Here is a 17,637-nt window from a genome sequence, read left to right as displayed (position 1 = left end):
CCTTGGTTGGCATGCTGCGCCCATGGACAGAAGTTTGGATCTCGCGAATCCCTGAAGCAATATAGTTTTGGTTGATATGTTTTGAAGATAATTCGGCGCGGCCCAGAGGAACGGCCGGGCGGGCAGGGGACTACTGCGCCGCGGTAGGTTCAAGGATTTGCGATGATGCGGCGCGTCAAAAGGCTTGTTGCCGCAGGGCGCCGCAGTGGATGGACGGGATTTTGGCTGTGCGCGGACGCCGAGGCGACGAACAAAAAAAACCGGCAGTCCCATGGGGACTGCCGGCTTGTGGCTAGGCCGGTTGTGCCGGCCAGCGAGATGTGCGCTTAGCCGATCGAGGCCAGCACCTTGTTCAGCGTGGCGCTGGGGCGCATGGCCTGGCTGGCCTTGGCTTCGTTGGGCTGGTAGTAGCCGCCGATGTCGACGGGCTTGCCCTGGGCGGCCTTGAGTTCGTCCAGGATCTTACCTTCGCCTTCCGAGAACGCGCCCGCCGGGGCCGCGAACTGGGCTGCCAGCGCGCGGTCTTCGGTCTGGGCGGCCAGGGCCTGGGCCCAGTACATGGCCAGGTAGAAGTGGCTGCCGCGGTTGTCCAAGCCGCCGACCTTGCGCTCGGGCGACTTGTTTTCGTCCAGGAACTTGGCGGTGGCCAGGTCCAGCGTCTTGGCCAGGATCTGGGCGGTCGGGTTCTTGTACGTGCGGCCCAGGTGGTCCAGGGACTCGGCCAGCGCCATGAATTCACCCAGCGAATCCCAGCGCAGGAAGCCTTCTTCCAGGAACTGCTGCACGTGCTTGGGCGCCGAACCGCCGGCGCCCGTTTCGAACAGGCCGCCGCCGGCGACCAGCGGCACGATCGACAGCATCTTGGCGCTGGTGCCCAGTTCCATGATGGGGAACAGGTCGGTCAGGTAGTCGCGCAGCACGTTGCCGGTGACCGAGATGGTGTCCAGGCCTTCGCGGATGCGCTTGACCGAGAACTTGGTGGCTTCGACGGGGTCGAGGATGCGCAGGTCCAGGCCGCTGGTGTCGTGGTCCTTCAGGTACTGCTTGACCTTGGCGATGACCTGGGCGTCGTGGGCGCGCTTTTCGTCCAGCCAGAAGACGGCGGGCGTCTTGGTGGCGCGGGCGCGCGAGACGGCCAGCTTGACCCAGTCCTGGATCGCGGCGTCCTTGGTCTGGCACATGCGCCAGAGGTCGCCGGCTTCCACGGCCTGCTCCAGCAGCACGGCGCCAGCGGCGTCGGTGACGCGCACGGTGCCGGCGGCGGGGATGACGAAGGTCTTGTTGTGCGAGCCGTATTCCTCGGCGGCCTGGGCCATCAGGCCGACGTTGGGCACGCTGCCCATCGTGACCGGGTTGAAGGCGCCATTGCGCTTGCAGTCGTCGATGACGGCCTGGTAGACGCCGGCGTAGCTGCGGTCCGGAATGACGGCCTTGGTGTCCTGCAGCTTGCCTTCGGCGTTCCACATCTTGCCGGAGTCGCGGATCATGGCGGGCATGGACGCGTCGACGATGACGTCGCTGGGCACGTGCAGGTTGGTGATGCCCTTGTCGGAGTTCACCATGGCCAGCTGCGGCAGCGTCTTGTAGGCGGCGTCGATGTCGGCGGTGATGGCGGCCTGCTGGTCGGCGGGCAGCGACTGGATCTTGGCGTACAGGTCGCCAATGCCGTTGTTGGGGTCGAAACCGGCCTGCTTGAGGACGTCGGCGTGCTTGGCCAGCACGTCCTTGTAGAACACGGACACGACGTGGCCGAAGATGACGGGGTCGGAGACCTTCATCATCGTGGCCTTCAGGTGGACCGAGAACAGCACGCCGGTGGCGCGCGCGTCGTCGATCTGCGCCTGCAGGAAGGACTTCAGCTTGGCGGTCGACAGCACGGCGGCGTCGATGATTTCGCCGGCCTTGACGGGGGTCTTTTCCTTCAGGACGGTCTTGCTGCCGTCGGCGGCGGTCAGTTCGATCTTGACGTCGCCGGCCGCGGCGATGAGAGCGGACTTCTCGGTGCCGTAGAAGTCGCCTTCGCTCATGTGGGCGACGTGCGACTTGGAGTCAGAGGTCCAGGCGCCCATCTTGTGGGGGTGCTTGCGGGCGTAGTTCTTGACCGACAGCGGGGCGCGGCGGTCGGAGTTGCCTTCGCGCAGGACCGGGTTCACGGCGCTGCCCTTGACCTTGTCGTAGCGGGCCTTGACGTCGCGCTCGGTGTCGTTGGCGGGGGCGTCCGGGTAGTCCGGCAGCTTGTAGCCCTGTTCCTGCAGTTCCTTGATGGCCGCCTTCAACTGGGGCATCGAGGCGCTGATGTTGGGCAGCTTGATGATGTTGGCTTCGGGCTTGACCGCCAGGGCGCCCAGCTCAGCCAGGGCGTCGGACAGCTTCTGGCTGTCTTCGAGGTAGTCGGGGAACAGGGCGATGATGCGGCCTGCCAGCGAAATGTCGCGGGTCTCGACCGTGATGCCTGCGGGTTTGGCGAATGCCTGGACGATGGGCAGCAGCGAACGGGTTGCAAGCGCCGGAGCTTCGTCGGTGAGGGTATAGATAATCTTCGGAGTAAGAGACATGATCCTTGAATCTGTTCGGCTCAGGCGCTCATCGCGCAAACCCGAACATGCTAAGCGGCGTACGCCGGTAGATGTTGTCGAGAGTGGGTTCGTATGGGCGGACGCGACAGGCCGAGCGTCCCCCCAACATGACCGCCGCCCGCCCTATTTTTTGACTGGACCGGCCGGCGATGCATCAGTCCGATGCTCAACCGTATCCTGGTCCGCCTTGGGAAGTGCGGCTGCCACGAACCTTCCATTGTAATACCGTGCTACGCATTGCGCCGCGAAACGTTTCCTATTTGATGCCAACCCAGGCATATGCTTATCCCAAATATAAAAGGGACGTATCAATGCGGGGCTGAATCGCCGTGCGCGCGGCCTTGGAGCGCTGGCCTCTTGCGGCGCGTATCGAATAGCATTGCGGCTTTCCGGCAGTCTTGGCGGCGCGCCGGCAGACGCGCGGATGGCGCGTGCCGCCGGGCGCCACGGGCAGGGAGGGCAGATGCGATTCGGAGACCTGACATTCGACGAGCGGTTCCGTTACGCCACGGACGGGCAGGGCCGCGTGGTGCCGTTCACGCCGGCCGAATCGGCGGCGCTGGCGCTGCTGGTCGGACAGGCCGGGGCGATCCTGCCGCGCCAGCGGCTGCTGGACGCCACCCAGCGCGGCGAGGCCGACGCCCTGGAGCGCAGCGTGGACCTGCTGGTCAATCGCCTGCGCGCCAAGCTGGGCGATTCGGCCCGGGCGCCGCGCTACATCGCCACCAGCTACGGCGAAGGCTACAGCTGGATCGCGGCCGCCGCGCCTGAACTGCCCGACGCGGTCTACGTGGCCATCGGCCCGGTGGCCGGGCCCGAACGCCTGCGGGAAGATGCCTCGGTCGGCGATTTTCTTGCCGCCCTGGCCGAGGCCTTGCGCGAGCGGCTGCCCAGCGAACGGGCCGTCAGCTTGGAGCCGGGCGCGCGCGCCGAGGCGGCGTTCCAGGTGGAAATCGGCCTGCGCCAGGACGACGCGGGCGTCCATTGCGCGGTCGCATTGCGCGAGGCCGGCGGCGGGCAGGCCCTGCGCGCCGACCGCCTGGTGATCCGTCCGGGCGAAACGCCCGACCTGGGACGCGCCGCCGCCGCGTGCGCCGCGTCGATCAAGAGCGAAATCTGGCGCAGCCTGACGCGGGCCCGCGGCGGGCACGCGGGACCGACCGACGAGCCCTTCGAACTGCGCATGCACCGGGCCGCCACGCTGCTGTCGCGCACGCCGCAGAGCTGGCTGGAATCCGCGCACGAACTGGACAAGCTGCGCGCCGAGCACCCGGACGATCCGCAGACCGCGCTGATGGAGGCGTCCCTTCTGTACGCGCGGCTGGTGCTGGACATCTCCAGCCTGCCGGCGGAACTGGAGCCGCGGATTGAGGCCCTGGTGTTCCAGGCGCTGCCGCACATCCGCGACAACCCCATGCTGATGCTGGCGGCGGCCAAGCTGCTGTGTTTCGTCAGCCGCGATCATCTGGAACTGGCGCAGGCGCTGGCCGATGACGCGTTCGCGCAGGGCACCGCCTATGCGTCGGCCTTCGCGGTGCTGGGGCAGCTCAAGCTGAACCGCGGCCTGCTGGCCGGGGCGGTCGAGGACTTCGACCAGGGCATCGAGCTGGCCGAACCGGGCTCGGAGTTTCAGGTGTTCCTGATGGTGCTCAAATGCACGACGCTGGTGGCGCTGGGCGACCGCGCCGCGTCCGAATCGGCCAACGCCGAGCTCTACCGCACCAAGCCGCTGACGCGCATGCAGCTCGGGCTGTTCCTGTCGCATCCGGACGAGGCGTTGCCGGAGGACCTTCGCCAGGCGCTCTTGGGCCTGGATGCCGCGCTGCTGCGGCGGATGCTGGCCCATTACGACTACCTGTTCGTGCGGCGCGTGCCCGATGCGGCCGGACGCGAGCGCATGTTCCGGGGCATTGCGACGCAGATGGCCCGGCATCGCGCCGCCGACGGGCTGCCGCCCGAGGTGCTGGCTTCGGCGCCGGGCGCGGCGGACATCGCGCGCACAGGTCCGGTTTGACAAAGCGCCGCGCTTGGCGCAAGCTTTGCCCCCATGAATTCCCGCGCCGTCCGCATTTCGCTGATTATTACCATCATTCCTGGAATGGTGGGTTAGCGCGCGACCGCAACAACAGTCACAGCCACCCGCCCCACGAGGCGGGTTTTTTGTGGCCGCCTCTGCCGGGCAAGCCTACCCAAGCAGAGAAACCATGTCCGCTACACCCCGCACCGACACGCCCGATTTCCAGGCCGGCAACGCCTCGCCCATGGAATACCTGAGGCAGATCCTGACCGCCCGGGTCTATGACATCGCCCGCGAGACCGAACTGGATCTGGCGCGCGGCCTGTCCGCCCGGTTGGGCAACACCATTCACCTCAAGCGCGAAGACAACCAGCCGGTGTTTTCGTTCAAGGTGCGCGGCGCCTACAACAAGATGCGCAATACGCCGCAGGCCGCGCGCGACCGCGGCGTGATCACCGCGTCGGCCGGCAACCATGCGCAGGGCGTCGCCATTTCGGCGGCCAAGCTGGGCGTGCGCGCCATCATCGTGGTGCCGCAGACGGCGCCGCAGGTGAAGGTGGACGCGGTGCGCGCGCACGGCGGCCCGACCGTCACGGTGGTGCAGGCCGGCGACTCCTACACCGACGCCTACACCCACGCGCAAAAGCTGGCCCAGGAACAGAGCCTGACCTTCATCCCGGCGTTCGACGATCCGTACGTGATCGCGGGCCAGGGCACGGTGGGCATGGAAATCCTGCGCCAGCATCCCGAGCCCCTGCACGCCATCTTCGTGCCGATTGGCGGCGGCAGCCTGGCGGCGGGCGTGTCTGCCTATGTGAAGGCGGTCAATCCGGGGGTCAAGGTCATCGGCGTGCAGACGGAGGACTCCTGCGCGATGGCGCAGTCGCTGCGGGTGGGCGAGCGCGTCATCCTGGCCGAAGTCGGCCTGTTCTCGGACGGCACCGCCGTCAAGCTGGTGGGCGAGGAAACGTTCCGCCTGTGCCGCGAGTACCTGGATGAAGTGATCCTGGTGGACACGGACGCGGTATGCGCGGCCATCAAGGACGTGTTCCTGGACACGCGCAGCGTGCTGGAGCCGGCGGGCGCGCTGGCGGTGGCCGGGATGAAGAAATACGTGGAGCGCGAAGGCGCGCGGGGGCAGTCGCTGGTGGCGATCACGTCGGGCGCCAACATGAACTTCGATCGCATGCGCTTCGTGGCCGACCGGGCCGAGGTGGGCGAGGCGCGCGAAGCGGTGTTCGCCGTGACCGTGCCCGAAGAGCGCGGCAGCTTCCGGCGCTTCTGCGGCGTGATCGGGCAGCGCAGCGTGACCGAGTTCAACTATCGCATCGCGGACGCGCGCACCGCGCACATCTTCGTGAGCGTGCAGATCTCGCGCCGCGGAGAGGCCGCCGACATCATGGCCGCGCTGCAGGAGCAAGGCTTCTCGGCCAGCGACCTGACCCACAATGAAGTGTCCAAGCAGCACATCCGCTACATGGTGGGCGGACGCTCGCCGCTGGCGGGCGGCGAACGCCTGTTCCGCTTCGAGTTTCCGGAGCGCCCGGGCGCGCTGATGAAATTCCTGTCGGCGATGGCGCCCAACTGGAACATCAGCCTCTTCCATTACCGCAACCAGGGGGCCGACTTCAGCTCCGCGCTGGTGGGCATCCAGGCGCCGGTGGCCGACGACGCGGCGCTGGATGCCTTCCTGCGTCAGCTTGGCTACGCGCACTCGGAGGAAACCGCCAACGAGGCCTACCGGCAGTTCCTGATCTAAGTCCCCTCAGCCCGGCGCGCAGCCGGGCTTGCGCGGCAGTTCGACGCCGGGACGCAGGCGCAGCGTCGCGCGGCCCGACGCCTGCACCAGTTCCAATGTGCTTGCGCGCCACGCCGGCACGTCGTCGAACGCGACGTCCGGTGTGGCGCTGACGGCGCGCGCCGGGGCGGGCCGGTCGAACGCGATGGCCGGCAGGCGCAGGCAGGTGTCCTTGAAGTCCAGCCGCGCCAGCTCGCGCCCGTCGCGCATGCGCACGGCGCGGAACGCCAGCGGAGCGTCGACGAACTTGGTGATTTCCGGGACGTATTGCAGATAGCCGTGCGCGTCCTTGACGCGGGTGGCCGGCTGGACCACCACCACGTCCCGGCCGGGCGGGACCGCCAGGTAAGCCACGTCGCCCGCCACGTCCAGCAGTCTGCCCGGCCCCAGGTTCAGCGCGTCCAGCGGCGCGTGGCGGATCATCACGGTTTCGTTCCAGGCCGTATCGACGCGCGTCCAGCCGGGCAGGCGGGCATCCTGGAACAGGGTGCCGTGGATCCGGTCGCGGTCGGGCTTGCCGGACAGCGCCAGGCGCTGCACGCGCAGGGCGCCGTTGACGACCTGCAGGTGCGCAAGCACGGTGTTGGCGCTGGAACTGGTGAAGAAGGCCAGCACCGCGTCCGTGTCCAGCGCGATGGCCGGGCCCGGGCAGAAGAAGGCGCGGGCCTGGGGTTCCTTGCCGTCGGGATAGAGCAGGGCGCCGACGTCCTTGCCGCACAGCGCCTTGCCCTGGAACGTGATGGTCGTGGCGCGGGTGTTCTGGCGCTGGCCGGTGTTCCAGTCGTTGCGGCTGCCGCTCGCGACGTCGACCACCAGGCCATGGCTGTCGTAGATCGCGGCGGCGCCCGCGGGGGCGGCAAGCAGGCTCAGCAGAAATGCCACGGCGCGGCGGCTCGTCATCGGCGGACTCCCTGGAATGGCGTACAAGGGTGAATATATACCGGTGCTTGCGCGCCAACCTTGCGCGCCAACTCCGTCGCTTACAGCTCCGCGAGTCCGTCCACGTGGATCTGTGCCTGTCCCCGCGGACAGCGCTCCACCCGCGCCCGTACGCGATAGACCCGGCGCAGCGTGTCGGGCGTGACCACGTCCGCGGGCAGGCCCTCGGCCTCGATGGCGCCCGCGTGCAGCAGCAGCGCATGGTCCGTGTGGCGCAGGGCGATGTTCAGGTCGTGCAGCACCACCAGCGTGATGAGGCCGTGCTCGCGCGTCTGGCGGCGCAGCACGTCCATCACGTGGAACTGGTAGTTCAGGTCCAGCGCGGACAGCGGTTCGTCCAGCAGCAGCAGGCGCGGGCGCCGCACGAGCGCCTGGGCCAGCGAGGCAAGCTGCTTCTGTCCGCCGGACAGTTCGTCCAGGTGGCGGCTGGCGAGCGGCGCGATGCCCAGGTCCGCGATGACCGCCATGGCGTCCCGCATCAGCGTGTGCCCCGAATGTCCTTGGCGACCCGAGCGGGCCGCCACGAGCACCGATTCGAAGACGGTCATGTGCACGCCCTTCGGCAGGGCCTGCGGCATGTACATGGCGCATTCGGCGCGGCGCGCCGGACTGGCGCGCGCCAGGTCCTCGCCGTCGAGCAGGATGGCTCCGCCCATCACGGGATGCAGGCCGGCCAGGGTCTTGAGCAGCGTCGACTTGCCGCTGCCGTTCGGGCCCAGCAGCGCGGTCACCGAGCCGGCGGCCATAGGCCCGGCGCTGGCGTCGCGCAGCACCGGCCGCCCGCCATAGCCGGCGGACAGATCCTGGATGCGAAGCGGCGTCATCGTCAGGGCTGCAGCACCAGCGTGCCGCGCATGTGCTGCGCGTGGGCCGGGAACGAGCAGTAGTAGGTGTACGACTGGCCCGCGCGCAGGCGGCTGACCGGGAAGGTCACGGTGGCGGTCTCTCCGCCGCCCAGCATGGGCGTCCTGGCCAGGATGCGGCCATCGCCGGGCGCCAGGAAATCATGGCCGGCTCCGGCCTTGATGCCGTCCACCATCACGGCGTCGATGTCCTCCGTGCGAGTCAGCACCCAGTTGTGGCCGGCCTTTTCCTTGCTGTTCTTGCCGGTGTGGATGAGGCGCACGGTGAAGTCCTGGCAGGTCGCGGGCACGACGATGTGGTCGGGGCTGAACTGCTTGCCGGGGCGTCCCTCGACGTCGATGGCGCACTCGGCGCCGGGGGCTGCATGGGCCGCGCCAGCCATCAGCAGGGCGGCAAGCGTGAGCGTCGGGCGGAAGGTCATCGGGAATATCTCCTTGTTGGAATGAGGGCCGTCAGGCGCGCCTGAGCGTGCGCACGACGATGGTGAGAAAGAAGGGAATGCCGACCAGCGAGGTCACGATGCCCACCGGGATGAGCGCGCCCGGCAGCACCGTCTTGGAGGCGACGGACGCGAGCGACAGGATCAGCGCGCCGGCCAGCGCGCTGCCGGGCAGGTAATAGCGGTGGTCCTCGCCGAGCAGCAGGCGGGCGATGTGCGGCGCCACCAGGCCGACGAAGCCGATGGTGCCGACGAAGGACACCGCCAGCGCCGCCAGCGCGCTGACGCGCAGCAGGCTGACGAGACGCAGCCGCCTGACGTCGATGCCGAAGCTGGCGGCGCGTTCCTCGCCCAGGCGCACCGCGGTGAGCTTCCAGGCGTCGCGCATCGAGAACGGAACGGCCAGGGCAAGGGCCGCGGCCATGACCGATACCGTGGTCCAGTTGGCGCGCGCCAGGCTGCCCATGGTCCAAAACACGATGCCTTGCAGGGCTTCCTCGCTGGCCACGAACTGCAGCAGCATCACCAGCGCCTGGAACGAATAGACCAGCGCGATGCCGAACAGCACGACGCCGAGCGTCGATCCGCCGCGCCAGCGCGCCACGCGCTCCAGGATCAGCACGGACAGCAGGGTGCAGGCAAAGGCCGAGACCGACACCGTCATGCCGGCGGGCACGGCCGGCAGGTGCCAGTCCAGCGTGATGGCCAGCGACGCGCCGAAGGCGGCGGCGGCGGACACGCCCAGCGTATAGGGGCTGGCCAGCGGATTGTCCAGCATGGTCTGCATCTCGGCGCCGCCCAGGCCCAGCGCCACGCCCACCAGCAGCGCCATCAGCGCATAGGGCAGCCGGAACTGCCAGACGATGACGCGGGTGCCCGCGCTGGCCGCGTCGGGATGCAGCAGCGTGTCCATCAGGTTGGCAAGGGAAAGCGACGCCGGGCCGGTGGCGATGTCGGCCAGCAGGCTGGCCACGATGGCCAGCGCCAGTGCGGCGCCGATGAGCAGGCGCTTGCGCACCGCGCGCCGATAGGCGGCGATGGCGTCCTCGGGGGCTGCCGTGGTGGCGCAGGGGGCGGCCGTGGCGATACCGGTCATGGCGGCTTACTTCGGCGCGGCGGCGGGGGCCGTCCAGTAGGCGCCGGCGTTGTCCACGTCCAGGAACTGGCGGTACAGCGCATCCAGCGTGGCCTGCGGGTCCAGCGCGACCGCGCGTTCCGGATACAGCCATTTCGCCATCGCCTCGATGGCGGCGATGTTGTAGGGCGAGTTGTAGAAGGCGTGCCAGATGCCGAATGCGCGCTGCTTGCGGACGGCGTCCAGGTCGCGGATGCCGTCGCGCGCGAGCAGCGTGGCCAGGCTGCCGGCGGCAACCTGCGCATCGGCGCCGGGGCCGGCCAGCAGGCCGGGCCGGCCGGGCTCGGAACGGCTGCCGGTGGCGATGTAGACGTCCGGCCTGGCGTCCAGCAGGAACTCCAGGCTGACGTCGCCGATCGCGCCCGGCAGCACGGGCGCCGCCACATTGACGCCGCCGGCCGCTTCCAGCAGGTCGCCGAAGCTGCCGTTGCCCGTGGTGTGGCAGCAGGCCGGCCAGACGCCCGCCAGCATTTCCACGAAGACGCGGGGGCGCTGCGCCTGCGGCACGGGATCGACCACCTTGCGCACCCGGGCCAGGCGCGATTCGTAGAACGCGATGTAGGCTTCGGCCTGGGCCTCGCGGTCCAGCGCCTGGCCCAGGATGCGCATGCTGGGCACGGTGTTGCGCACGGGGTGCTGGCGGAAGTCGATGAACACGATGGGGATGCCGGCATCCTGCAAGGCCGAAATCATGGGGTTGTTGCGCCCCGGGCCGTGGCCGCTCAGGCTGAACACCGCCACGTCCGGCTTGAGCGACACGATCTTCTCGGGGCTGACGCTGGCTTCGGAGGTCTTGCCGATCAGCGGCACGTCGGCCGCCTTGGGGTAGCGCCCGACCAGCTGGTTCCAGGAATACGGATCCTGCTGCTTCAGCTCGCCTTGCCAGCCGACCACGCGGGCAACCGGATCCTGGCGGTCCAGCAGCGCCATTGCGAAGACGAAGCGGCCTTCGCCCAGCAGCACTCGGCGCGGGTGGTCGGGCACCGTGACGCTGCGGCCGGCCAGGTCGGTGACCTGCCGGGCCTGCGCGGCGGGCAGGGCGCACGACAGGGCGGCCGCGGCTGCGGCCGCGCGGAAAAGGGCAAGTGTACGCATGGGGGATCCTTTGGGCGGTGCTCGCGAGGGGTGCAGGGAACGCGAACCATTCCTATCGCCGCGCAGTGTCCGCCAACCCGTCTCAAGAATTCGTTAAGACGCCGCCAGCTGTGGCGCAAAGGCCGCAAGCCGGGCCTGGACGGCCGGTGGCTCATACAATGTGAGATTGATTTCCATTCTCTGATCGCTCCCCCATGCGCGTACTCGTCATCGAAGACGACCCCGACATCCTCGCCAACATCACCCATCACCTGACGCGCCGCGGCTACATCGTGGACTGCGCGGAGGACGGCCAGCGCGGCTACGCCATGGCCGCGTCGGGCGAATTCGACCTGATCGTGCTGGACCTGATGCTGCCGCGCCTGGACGGCTACGAGCTCTGCGGCCGCCTGCGCACCGAGGCCGCCTGCAACACGCCCGTCATCATGGTCACGGCGCGCGACACGCTGGACAACCGCCTGGCCGGCTTCGACGCGGGCGCGGACGATTACCTGGTCAAGCCGTTCGCGCTGGCCGAACTGGCGGCGCGCGCCAAGGCGCTGCTGCACCGGGCCAGCGGCGCGGGCGCGGCCCGGGTGCTGCGCGTGGGCGACCTGACGCTGGACACCGGCACGCTGGAACTGGCCCGGGCGGGCCAGCCGCTGCGCCTGCCGCCGTCGCCGCTGCAACTGCTGACGCTGCTGATGCGCGCCAGTCCCGCCGTGGTCCACCGCGCCCGGCTGGAAGAGGCGCTGTGGCGCGATTCGCCGCCCGACAGCGACAGCCTGCGCACGCACATCCACCAGATCCGCCACGTGGTCGACAAGCCTTACGCCACGCCGCTGCTGCACACCGTGCATGGCATCGGCTACCAGTTGCGGGCGGCCGTCGATGGCTAGGCGGGCCAGGCAGGCGGCGCGGCGCGGGCTGGCGCGGCGCCTGGTGCTGACCTACGTGGCGCTGGCGCTGCTGGTGGCCGGGCTGTTGACCTGGCTGTCGGTCTGGAGCGTGGGCAAGCTGGAGGCCCACCTGCAGCGCATCGACATGGGCATGGCGGTGGAGCGGGTGCGCGGCGACTTTCTGGCGGGCATCGATCCGGGCAGGCCGAACCGCTTCTTTCACGGCGATCCGGGCAGCGCGGCGTTCCCCGCCTGGCTGCGGCCGCTGGCGCCGGGCTTCCACAAGATCGAGCGCGACGGCCGCGTGTGGCATGTGATGGTCGATGACCTGAAGGGCCAGCGCTACATGCTGCTGCGCGACTACACCGAATACGAACAGAACCAGGCGGGCTCGCACTGGACCGCCGTGAGCGGGCTGGCGGGCAGCCTGGCGCTCGCCTTCATCCTGGGCATCCTGGCCACGCGGCGCATGCTGCGGCCGCTGGCGCGGCTGGCGGCGCAGGTCAATGCGCGCGCGGCGCAGCCGCCGCAGACCCGGCTGGCCCCGGACTATCCACCGGACGAGATCGGCCAGCTGGCCGCGGCGTTCGATTCCACCTACAACCAGCTTGAGCAGGCGCTGCGGCGCGAGCAGCTCTTCACCGCGGACGTGGGCCATGAGCTGCGCACCCCGCTGATGGTGATCTCCAGTTCGTGCGAACTGCTGCGCGAGGAACAGGCGCTGGACGAGGCCGGGCTGGCTCGGCTGGCGCGCATTGAGGCGGCGGCGTCCGACATGCGCGAACGGCTGGACACCTACCTGATGCTGGCCCGGGGCGGCGACGCCGCCGACCTGTTCGCGCGCGAGAGCGCCGTGGCGGCGGCGCAGGGCCAGCTGGCCGCCTGGACGCCCGTCGCCCGGCGCCGCGGCATGCGTTTGACGCTGGCGACGCCGGAAGCGGCCGGGCAGCCGGCCCCGGCGCTGCTGTTTCCCGCGCCGCTGCTGCGCGCCGTGCTGTCCAACCTGATCCGCAATTCGCTGCAGTACGCCGGTCCGCGGGCGCGGGTCGTCATCACGGCCGGGCCGGATTTCATGCAGGTGGAAGACGACGGGCCCGGCATCCCCGTCGAGCGCCAGGCGTCGATCTTCAATCCCTTCGTGCGCGGCGAACAACCCGACGCCGGCAACCTGGGACTGGGCCTGTCGCTGGTGCAGCGCATCTGCGAACACCAGGGCTGGCGCGTATCGCTGGCGTCGCGGCCGGGCGAGGGCAGCCGGTTCCGCGTGGACCTGGCCGCGGCGGGGCCAGGCCCGCGCGACGCAGGCCTGGGCGCGACTGCGCCCTAGAACGACACGTCGGCGGTGAAGGTGGCCGTGCGGCCCGCGCCGGGCACGCCATAGAGCTGGAAGCCGTCCAGCGAGGCGCCCACGCGGCTGTAGTAGAACTTGTTGAACAGGTTGTCCACGTTCACGCCAAGCGTCACGTTCTTGTTCAGCCGGTAGCGCGCGGCGACCGAATGCAGCCAGTAGGACGGCGCCTTTTCGTGGTCGCGGACCCAGACCGGATGCGTGCCGTAGGGGCCCGACACCGTGGCGCTGTTGTTGTTCTTGCCCCCGACGTACTTGTTGTCGGTATAGCGGCGCTTGCCCACGTACTGCGCGCCATAGCTCAGCGACAGGTCTTGCGTGGCGGCGTAGGTGGTCCACAGGTTGAAGGTCAGGTCGGGGACGTTCTTGGCCTCTTCGCCCTGGTTCGCGCCCTTGGTGATGCGGCTTTTCATGGCGCTGGCGCCGGCAAAGGCCGACCATCGCGGCGTGATGTTGCCCGACAGTCCCAGTTCGATGCCGTCCACGCGCTTGGCGGGCAGGGCGCGCACCACGTCGGTGGCATCGTCGCCGTATTCCCAGGAATCCGTCAGTTCCGTGCGGAAGAAGGCGCCGGTCAAGGACAGGTCGCCGCCCGCCACGTCCCACTTGGTGCCCAGTTCCCAGGTCCTGGACACGGCCGGCTTGTAGGTGTCGGACCCGGTGGCGCCGTAGATGTTGTTGTTGGTGGAGGCGCCCATGGCCGACGGCTGCGCCGCCTGGCTGTAGGACACGTAGACGCTGCCGTATTCCACGGGCTTGTAGGTCAGGCCGATGCGGCCGCTCCAGGCGCCGTCCGTCACGCGCTGCGTGGCCGCGCCGGTCGTCTGCGTGACCCGGTAGCGGTCATAGCGCAGCGCGCCCTGCAGCATCCACTGCGGATTGAAGGTGACCGTGTCGCCGGCGTACAGCCCGGCGTTGAAGATCTCGGCCTTGTTGCCCGAGTCGCCCTTGCGCGTGTCCACGCCGCCCATGTCCGCGCCGCCGGTGTCGCGCAGGTCGATGACCGGGTTGAAGGAGGGCGCGCGGATCGTGCGCGCGTGGTCGCCGTAGGTTTCCTTGTAGAACTCCACGCCGGCGATCACCGCGTGCTTGACGGCGCCGGTCTGGAAATCCAGGTTCAGGTTGGTCTGGTTGGCCAGGATGGTGTAGCGCTTGGACGTGCCGAAGTCATTGCCGCGCAGCTGCGCATAGGGCGACGGGTTGGACAGCGGTTCGACGCCGCTGTACGACAGGATGCCGTCGGCGCTGTAGACCAGCGGGCCCGTGCCGGCATAGCCGTACGAGGTGCGCGACGTCGAATTGAAGCGCGCCGGCGCCAGCACGCCGATGCGGTCGGTCTGCTGCCAGCGGCTGATGTTGGTCAGGCGCGCGGCCTGCGTGAAGTCGTGCTCGACCTTCATCGTGGCCTGGTCCGTGCGCGTCTGTTCCGTGTACAGGTCGGGGTCCCCGTACCACGCGTTGCGCGCCACGTTCGGCATGCGCCGGCCGCCGGTGCCGCGCTGTATCGGCACGCCGCCGTCCGGGATGTTGTCGTCTTCCTGGTGCAGATAGTTGAGCGTGACGCGGGTGGGCGAACCCAGCCCCATGGCCAGCGACGCCGCCATGCCGGAGCGGTCGAATTCGGTGACCTCGCGTTCGGCCACGCCGTTGTGATGGCGCATGAGATTCACGCGCAGGGCCGAGCTGTCGGTCAGTTCCTGGTTCAGGTCGGCCGTGATGCGCCGGTAATGGTCCGTGCCCAGGCCGCCGGACATCTGGTAGAACGAGCCCAGGCGTGCTTCCTTGCTGGCCAGGTTGACGCTGCCGCCGACCGCGGACACGCCGGATTCGATGGAGCCCGTGCCCTTGAAGACTTCCGCCTGTTCCAGGTTGAAGATGTCGGTGCGGCTGGACAGGCCCGCATCGCGGATGCCGTCGACGGTGATGCTTTGCTCCGCGGAAAACCCGCGGATCGTGAACATGTCGCCCCAGCCCAGGTTGCCCTCGCCGGAGCTGAAGGTGATGCCGGGCACGTTGCGCAGCACGTCCTGCAGGCTCTTGGCCTGCTGCTCCTCGAGCACCGCGCGCGGCACGACCGTGATGCTTTGCGGCGTGTCCAGCAGGGGCTCGGTGAATTTGCCCGACTGCACGCGGTCGGCCTTGTAGGGCGGGGCGTCGGCCTGCACCGTGACGGGCGCCAGCAGGACGGCGCCCTCGGCGGGCGCGGCCTGGCCGTGGGCCTGGGCGGTGGCGGCGCCCAGCGCCATCCCCAATGTCTTCAGGGCGAGCGCGCCCGGTCCGTGTGTTCTGTATTGCGCCATGGTGATCTTGAGTGCCTCAGTGAGAATCGTTGCGATTCTGGCGAGGCGGGTCTCAAGATCTTGTTAAGGCATGGCGCGGCAGGCCGAATCAGGCGCGGGACGTGTCGAACGCCAGCAGGTTGCGCTTGACGATGCCCAGCATGTCGGCGAGTTCGTGGCGCTGCGCGGCGTCCAGGCCCTGCAGGATGGCTTCGCTCATGGCGTCGCTCTTGACCCGCATGCGCTCGATCATGGCGCGGCCCTCCGGCGTCAGCAGGACGAGCTTGGTGCGCCGGTCCTGTTCGTCGGCGCCGCGGCGCACGAAGCCCAGGGCTTCCAGGCGGTCGACCAGCCCGCCGAGCGCCGCGCGTCCCAGGTCCAGGACGTCGGCCAGGTCGCTTTGCGACATGCCGTCATGGCGCGACAGGTGCGCCATGACCCACCACTGCGAGCGCGTGATGCCCTCGGGCCTCATGACTTCATCGAAGACCTTGCGGCGCAGCCGCGACACGTCATGCATCAGGAATCCAAGGCGCTGGTCCCAGTTTTCCTGGGCGGAGCCCTTCGGCGACACCTCGATGTCCTGCGCGTCGTGCACGCGGGCGTCCGAATCTGCTGCAACCTTCTTGGCCATTCAAGCATCCTCCAGCCGGATCAGGCGTTTGCCCATGTTCTTGCCCTGGTAGAGATCGGCGATCGATCCCGGCGCGGCCTCGATGCCGTCCAGGATTTCCTCGCGGTAGCGCAGCTTGCCCTGCCGCACCAGCGGCGCGAGCGCGGCGATGGCTTCCTCGTAGCGGTGCTCGTAGTCCCAGACCAGAAAGCCCTGCATGCGCGCCGCCTTGTTGAGCAGATGCCGTTCGACGCGCGGGCCGGTGGGCCAGGGATCCCAGCTGCTGACCGAGGCGGTGCCGCAGATCACGATGCGGGCGTGCCGGTTGATCAGCGGAATCACGGTGTCGCTGATGCGCCCGGCGGTATTGTCGAAGTACACGTCGACGCCGTCGGGGCAGGCCTGCGCCAGCGTCTGCGCCATGTCGGGCGCATGGTAGTCCAGCGCGGCGTCGAAGCCGAATGATTCCACGCACAGGCGCGCCTTGTCCGCGCCGCCCGCGATGCCGACGGCGCGGCAGCCGAGGTGGCGCGCGAGCTGGCCCACGACGGATCCGACGGCGCCCGCGGCGGTGGACACCACGACGGTCTCGCCGGCCTTGGGCTCGCCGCAGTGGTTCAGCGCAAAGTAGGCGGTGACGCCATTCAGGCCCAGGACGCCCAGCGACAGCGACAACGGCAGGTCGGTCTCCAGCACCTGGCGGCGGATGGCCTTGCCGTCCGTGATGGCGTAGTCCTGCCAGCCAAGCAGGCCCATGACTAGGCTCCCTTCCGGATAGCGCGGATTGCGCGAGGCCACGACGCGGCCGGCGGAGAAGGCGCGCATGACTTCGCCGATGGCGACGGGTTCCGAATAGTTGGCGGCGGCGTTCACCCAGCCGCGCATCGCCGGATCCACCGACAGGAACAGATTGCGCACCAGCACCTCGCCGTTCCCGGGCTCGGGCACCGGCCCGGTCTGGATTTCAAAATGTTCGGCCTGCGGAATGCCCATCGGCCGGGCCTTCAGGACGACCTGCCGGTTGATCGGATTGCGGGCTTGCATGGGCGTCTCCTCGGGTTGTTCCCAATATTGTATGCATGCATACCGTATGTTAGCGTTCAGTTTAACGCAACAGGCATGGATGCCCATGCCCAGACGGGAACAGTATCCCGCGAGCGCCAAAGGAGACAACGATGGCCGGGTTGTATTTCGAGCAATTCCACGTCGGGCAGCGGTTCACGCATGACGTGCGCCGCACGGTCACCGAGACCGACAACGTGCTGTTCACCACCATGACGCTGAATCCCGCCGCGATCCACCTGGATGCGGAATACGCCAAGACCACCGAGTTCGGCCGTCCGCTGGTCAACAGCGCCTTCACGCTGGGGCTGATGGTGGGGATTTCGGTGGGCGACACCACGCTGGGCACGACCGTGGGCAACCTGGGCTGGGACGACGTGCGCTTTCCCGCGCCGGTGTTCGCGGGCGACACGCTGCGGGTCGAGTCCGACGTGCTGGAACTGCGCGAAAGCCGGTCGCGGCCCGGGAACGGCATCGTCGTGTTCGGCCATCGCGCCTACAACCAGCGCGACGAACTGGTGGCGACCTGCCGGCGCGTGGCGCTGATGCTGCGCCAGCCCGCCGCGCGCGCGGCCTGAACGCCGGAGGCCGCCC

14 protein-coding genes are annotated in these 17,637 nt (G+C 69.0%); 5 read left to right on the top strand and 9 right to left on the bottom strand.

What is annotated here, in order from left to right:
- Positions 1 to 326: 326 nt before the first annotated feature.
- On the bottom strand, positions 327 to 2,555 hold the full coding sequence (locus ABE485_RS06760; protein ID WP_346514418.1) for an NADP-dependent isocitrate dehydrogenase: 2,229 nt from the start codon (positions 2,553 to 2,555) through the stop codon (positions 327 to 329).
- Positions 2,556 to 3,039: 484 nt separating this feature from the next.
- On the opposite strand from ABE485_RS06760, the gene ABE485_RS06755 reads away from it, so the two are divergent.
- Both ABE485_RS06755 and ilvA read left to right on the top strand, forming a co-directional pair.
- Positions 3,040 to 4,590: a winged helix-turn-helix domain-containing protein gene (locus tag ABE485_RS06755; protein ID WP_346514416.1), complete on the top strand. Its 1,551-nt coding sequence runs from the start codon at positions 3,040 to 3,042 to the stop codon at positions 4,588 to 4,590.
- Positions 4,591 to 4,780: 190 nt separating this feature from the next.
- The gene (gene ilvA, locus ABE485_RS06750) at positions 4,781 to 6,352 is read left to right on the top strand and encodes a threonine ammonia-lyase, biosynthetic (protein WP_346514415.1); all 1,572 of its coding nucleotides are present in this window, start codon (positions 4,781 to 4,783) and stop codon (positions 6,350 to 6,352) included.
- Between the two features lie 6 nt (positions 6,353 to 6,358).
- Here ilvA and ABE485_RS06745 read toward each other — a convergent pair whose 3' ends face one another.
- The 5 genes from ABE485_RS06745 to ABE485_RS06725 all read right to left on the bottom strand — a co-directional run bounded on the left by ABE485_RS06745 (position 6,359) and on the right by ABE485_RS06725 (position 10,863).
- Complete coding sequence (locus ABE485_RS06745; RefSeq protein ID WP_346514414.1) at positions 6,359 to 7,291, bottom strand: hypothetical protein; 933 nt, start codon at positions 7,289 to 7,291, stop codon at positions 6,359 to 6,361.
- Between the two features lie 80 nt (positions 7,292 to 7,371).
- On the bottom strand, positions 7,372 to 8,154 hold the full coding sequence (locus tag ABE485_RS06740; protein ID WP_346514412.1) for an ABC transporter ATP-binding protein: 783 nt from the start codon (positions 8,152 to 8,154) through the stop codon (positions 7,372 to 7,374).
- 2 nt (positions 8,155 to 8,156) lie between these two features.
- The gene (gene azu / locus ABE485_RS06735) at positions 8,157 to 8,615 is read right to left on the bottom strand and encodes an azurin (protein ID WP_346514410.1); all 459 of its coding nucleotides are present in this window, start codon (positions 8,613 to 8,615) and stop codon (positions 8,157 to 8,159) included.
- A 31-nt stretch (positions 8,616 to 8,646) separates the two neighbouring features.
- Positions 8,647 to 9,729 (bottom strand): FecCD family ABC transporter permease, encoded by a 1,083-nt coding sequence (locus ABE485_RS06730; RefSeq protein ID WP_346514408.1) that lies wholly within the window; start codon positions 9,727 to 9,729, stop codon positions 8,647 to 8,649.
- Between the two features lie 6 nt (positions 9,730 to 9,735).
- Positions 9,736 to 10,863, bottom strand: a complete 1,128-nt coding sequence (locus ABE485_RS06725; protein WP_346514407.1) for an ABC transporter substrate-binding protein — start codon at positions 10,861 to 10,863, stop codon at positions 9,736 to 9,738.
- 194 nt (positions 10,864 to 11,057) lie between these two features.
- On the opposite strand from ABE485_RS06725, the gene ABE485_RS06720 reads away from it, so the two are divergent.
- Both ABE485_RS06720 and ABE485_RS06715 read left to right on the top strand, forming a co-directional pair.
- Positions 11,058 to 11,741, top strand: a complete 684-nt coding sequence (locus tag ABE485_RS06720) for a response regulator transcription factor (protein ID WP_346514405.1) — start codon at positions 11,058 to 11,060, stop codon at positions 11,739 to 11,741.
- The gene (locus tag ABE485_RS06715) at positions 11,701 to 13,068 is read left to right on the top strand and encodes a sensor histidine kinase (RefSeq protein WP_346514403.1); all 1,368 of its coding nucleotides are present in this window, start codon (positions 11,701 to 11,703) and stop codon (positions 13,066 to 13,068) included. The genes ABE485_RS06720 and ABE485_RS06715 overlap by 41 nt, the downstream gene beginning before the upstream one ends.
- On the opposite strand, the gene ABE485_RS06710 is transcribed toward ABE485_RS06715, so the two are convergent.
- From ABE485_RS06710 to ABE485_RS06700, 3 genes are all read right to left on the bottom strand, one after another.
- Positions 13,065 to 15,389, bottom strand: coding sequence for a TonB-dependent receptor (locus ABE485_RS06710; protein ID WP_346514402.1), 2,325 nt, complete (start codon positions 15,387 to 15,389; stop codon positions 13,065 to 13,067). The two genes, ABE485_RS06715 and ABE485_RS06710, sit on opposite strands and share 4 nt — an antisense overlap.
- Before the next feature lie 88 nt (positions 15,390 to 15,477).
- A complete protein-coding gene (locus tag ABE485_RS06705; RefSeq protein ID WP_346514400.1) occupies positions 15,478 to 16,002 on the bottom strand; it encodes a MarR family winged helix-turn-helix transcriptional regulator in 525 nt (174 codons plus the stop codon).
- Positions 16,003 to 17,025: an NADP-dependent oxidoreductase gene (locus tag ABE485_RS06700; protein ID WP_346514398.1), complete on the bottom strand. Its 1,023-nt coding sequence runs from the start codon at positions 17,023 to 17,025 to the stop codon at positions 16,003 to 16,005. It abuts the gene before it with no gap.
- Positions 17,026 to 17,156: 131 nt separating this feature from the next.
- Here ABE485_RS06700 and ABE485_RS06695 point away from each other — a divergent pair, with 131 nt between their 5' ends.
- A complete protein-coding gene (locus tag ABE485_RS06695; RefSeq protein ID WP_346514396.1) occupies positions 17,157 to 17,621 on the top strand; it encodes a MaoC family dehydratase in 465 nt (154 codons plus the stop codon).
- The last annotated feature ends 16 nt before the right edge of the window (positions 17,622 to 17,637 follow it).

It is taken from the genome of Achromobacter spanius (assembly GCF_039673305.1).
In the GTDB taxonomy this organism is placed as follows: domain Bacteria; phylum Pseudomonadota; class Gammaproteobacteria; order Burkholderiales; family Burkholderiaceae_B; genus Achromobacter; species Achromobacter spanius_F.
This window is presented reverse-complemented; position numbering and strand designations above follow the sequence as displayed.

What these genes read in the sequence shown, in the direction of transcription:
- ABE485_RS06730 (WP_346514408.1), bottom strand. Translation starts at nt 9,729, where the DNA reads ATGACCGGTATCGCCACGGCCGCCCCCTGCGCCACCACGGCAGCCCCC.
- ilvA (WP_346514415.1), top strand. Translation starts at nt 4,781, where the DNA reads ATGTCCGCTACACCCCGCACCGACACGCCCGATTTCCAGGCCGGCAAC.
- ABE485_RS06705 (WP_346514400.1), bottom strand. Translation starts at nt 16,002, where the DNA reads ATGGCCAAGAAGGTTGCAGCAGATTCGGACGCCCGCGTGCACGACGCG.
- ABE485_RS06695 (WP_346514396.1), top strand. Translation starts at nt 17,157, where the DNA reads ATGGCCGGGTTGTATTTCGAGCAATTCCACGTCGGGCAGCGGTTCACG.
- azu (WP_346514410.1), bottom strand. Translation starts at nt 8,615, where the DNA reads ATGACCTTCCGCCCGACGCTCACGCTTGCCGCCCTGCTGATGGCTGGC.
- ABE485_RS06725 (WP_346514407.1), bottom strand. Translation starts at nt 10,863, where the DNA reads ATGCGTACACTTGCCCTTTTCCGCGCGGCCGCAGCCGCGGCCGCCCTG.
- ABE485_RS06715 (WP_346514403.1), top strand. Translation starts at nt 11,701, where the DNA reads ATGGCATCGGCTACCAGTTGCGGGCGGCCGTCGATGGCTAGGCGGGCC.
- ABE485_RS06760 (WP_346514418.1), bottom strand. Translation starts at nt 2,555, where the DNA reads ATGTCTCTTACTCCGAAGATTATCTATACCCTCACCGACGAAGCTCCG.
- ABE485_RS06720 (WP_346514405.1), top strand. Translation starts at nt 11,058, where the DNA reads ATGCGCGTACTCGTCATCGAAGACGACCCCGACATCCTCGCCAACATC.
- ABE485_RS06740 (WP_346514412.1), bottom strand. Translation starts at nt 8,154, where the DNA reads ATGACGCCGCTTCGCATCCAGGATCTGTCCGCCGGCTATGGCGGGCGG.
- ABE485_RS06745 (WP_346514414.1), bottom strand. Translation starts at nt 7,291, where the DNA reads ATGACGAGCCGCCGCGCCGTGGCATTTCTGCTGAGCCTGCTTGCCGCC.
- ABE485_RS06700 (WP_346514398.1), bottom strand. Translation starts at nt 17,025, where the DNA reads ATGCAAGCCCGCAATCCGATCAACCGGCAGGTCGTCCTGAAGGCCCGG.
- ABE485_RS06710 (WP_346514402.1), bottom strand. Translation starts at nt 15,389, where the DNA reads ATGGCGCAATACAGAACACACGGACCGGGCGCGCTCGCCCTGAAGACA.
- ABE485_RS06755 (WP_346514416.1), top strand. Translation starts at nt 3,040, where the DNA reads ATGCGATTCGGAGACCTGACATTCGACGAGCGGTTCCGTTACGCCACG.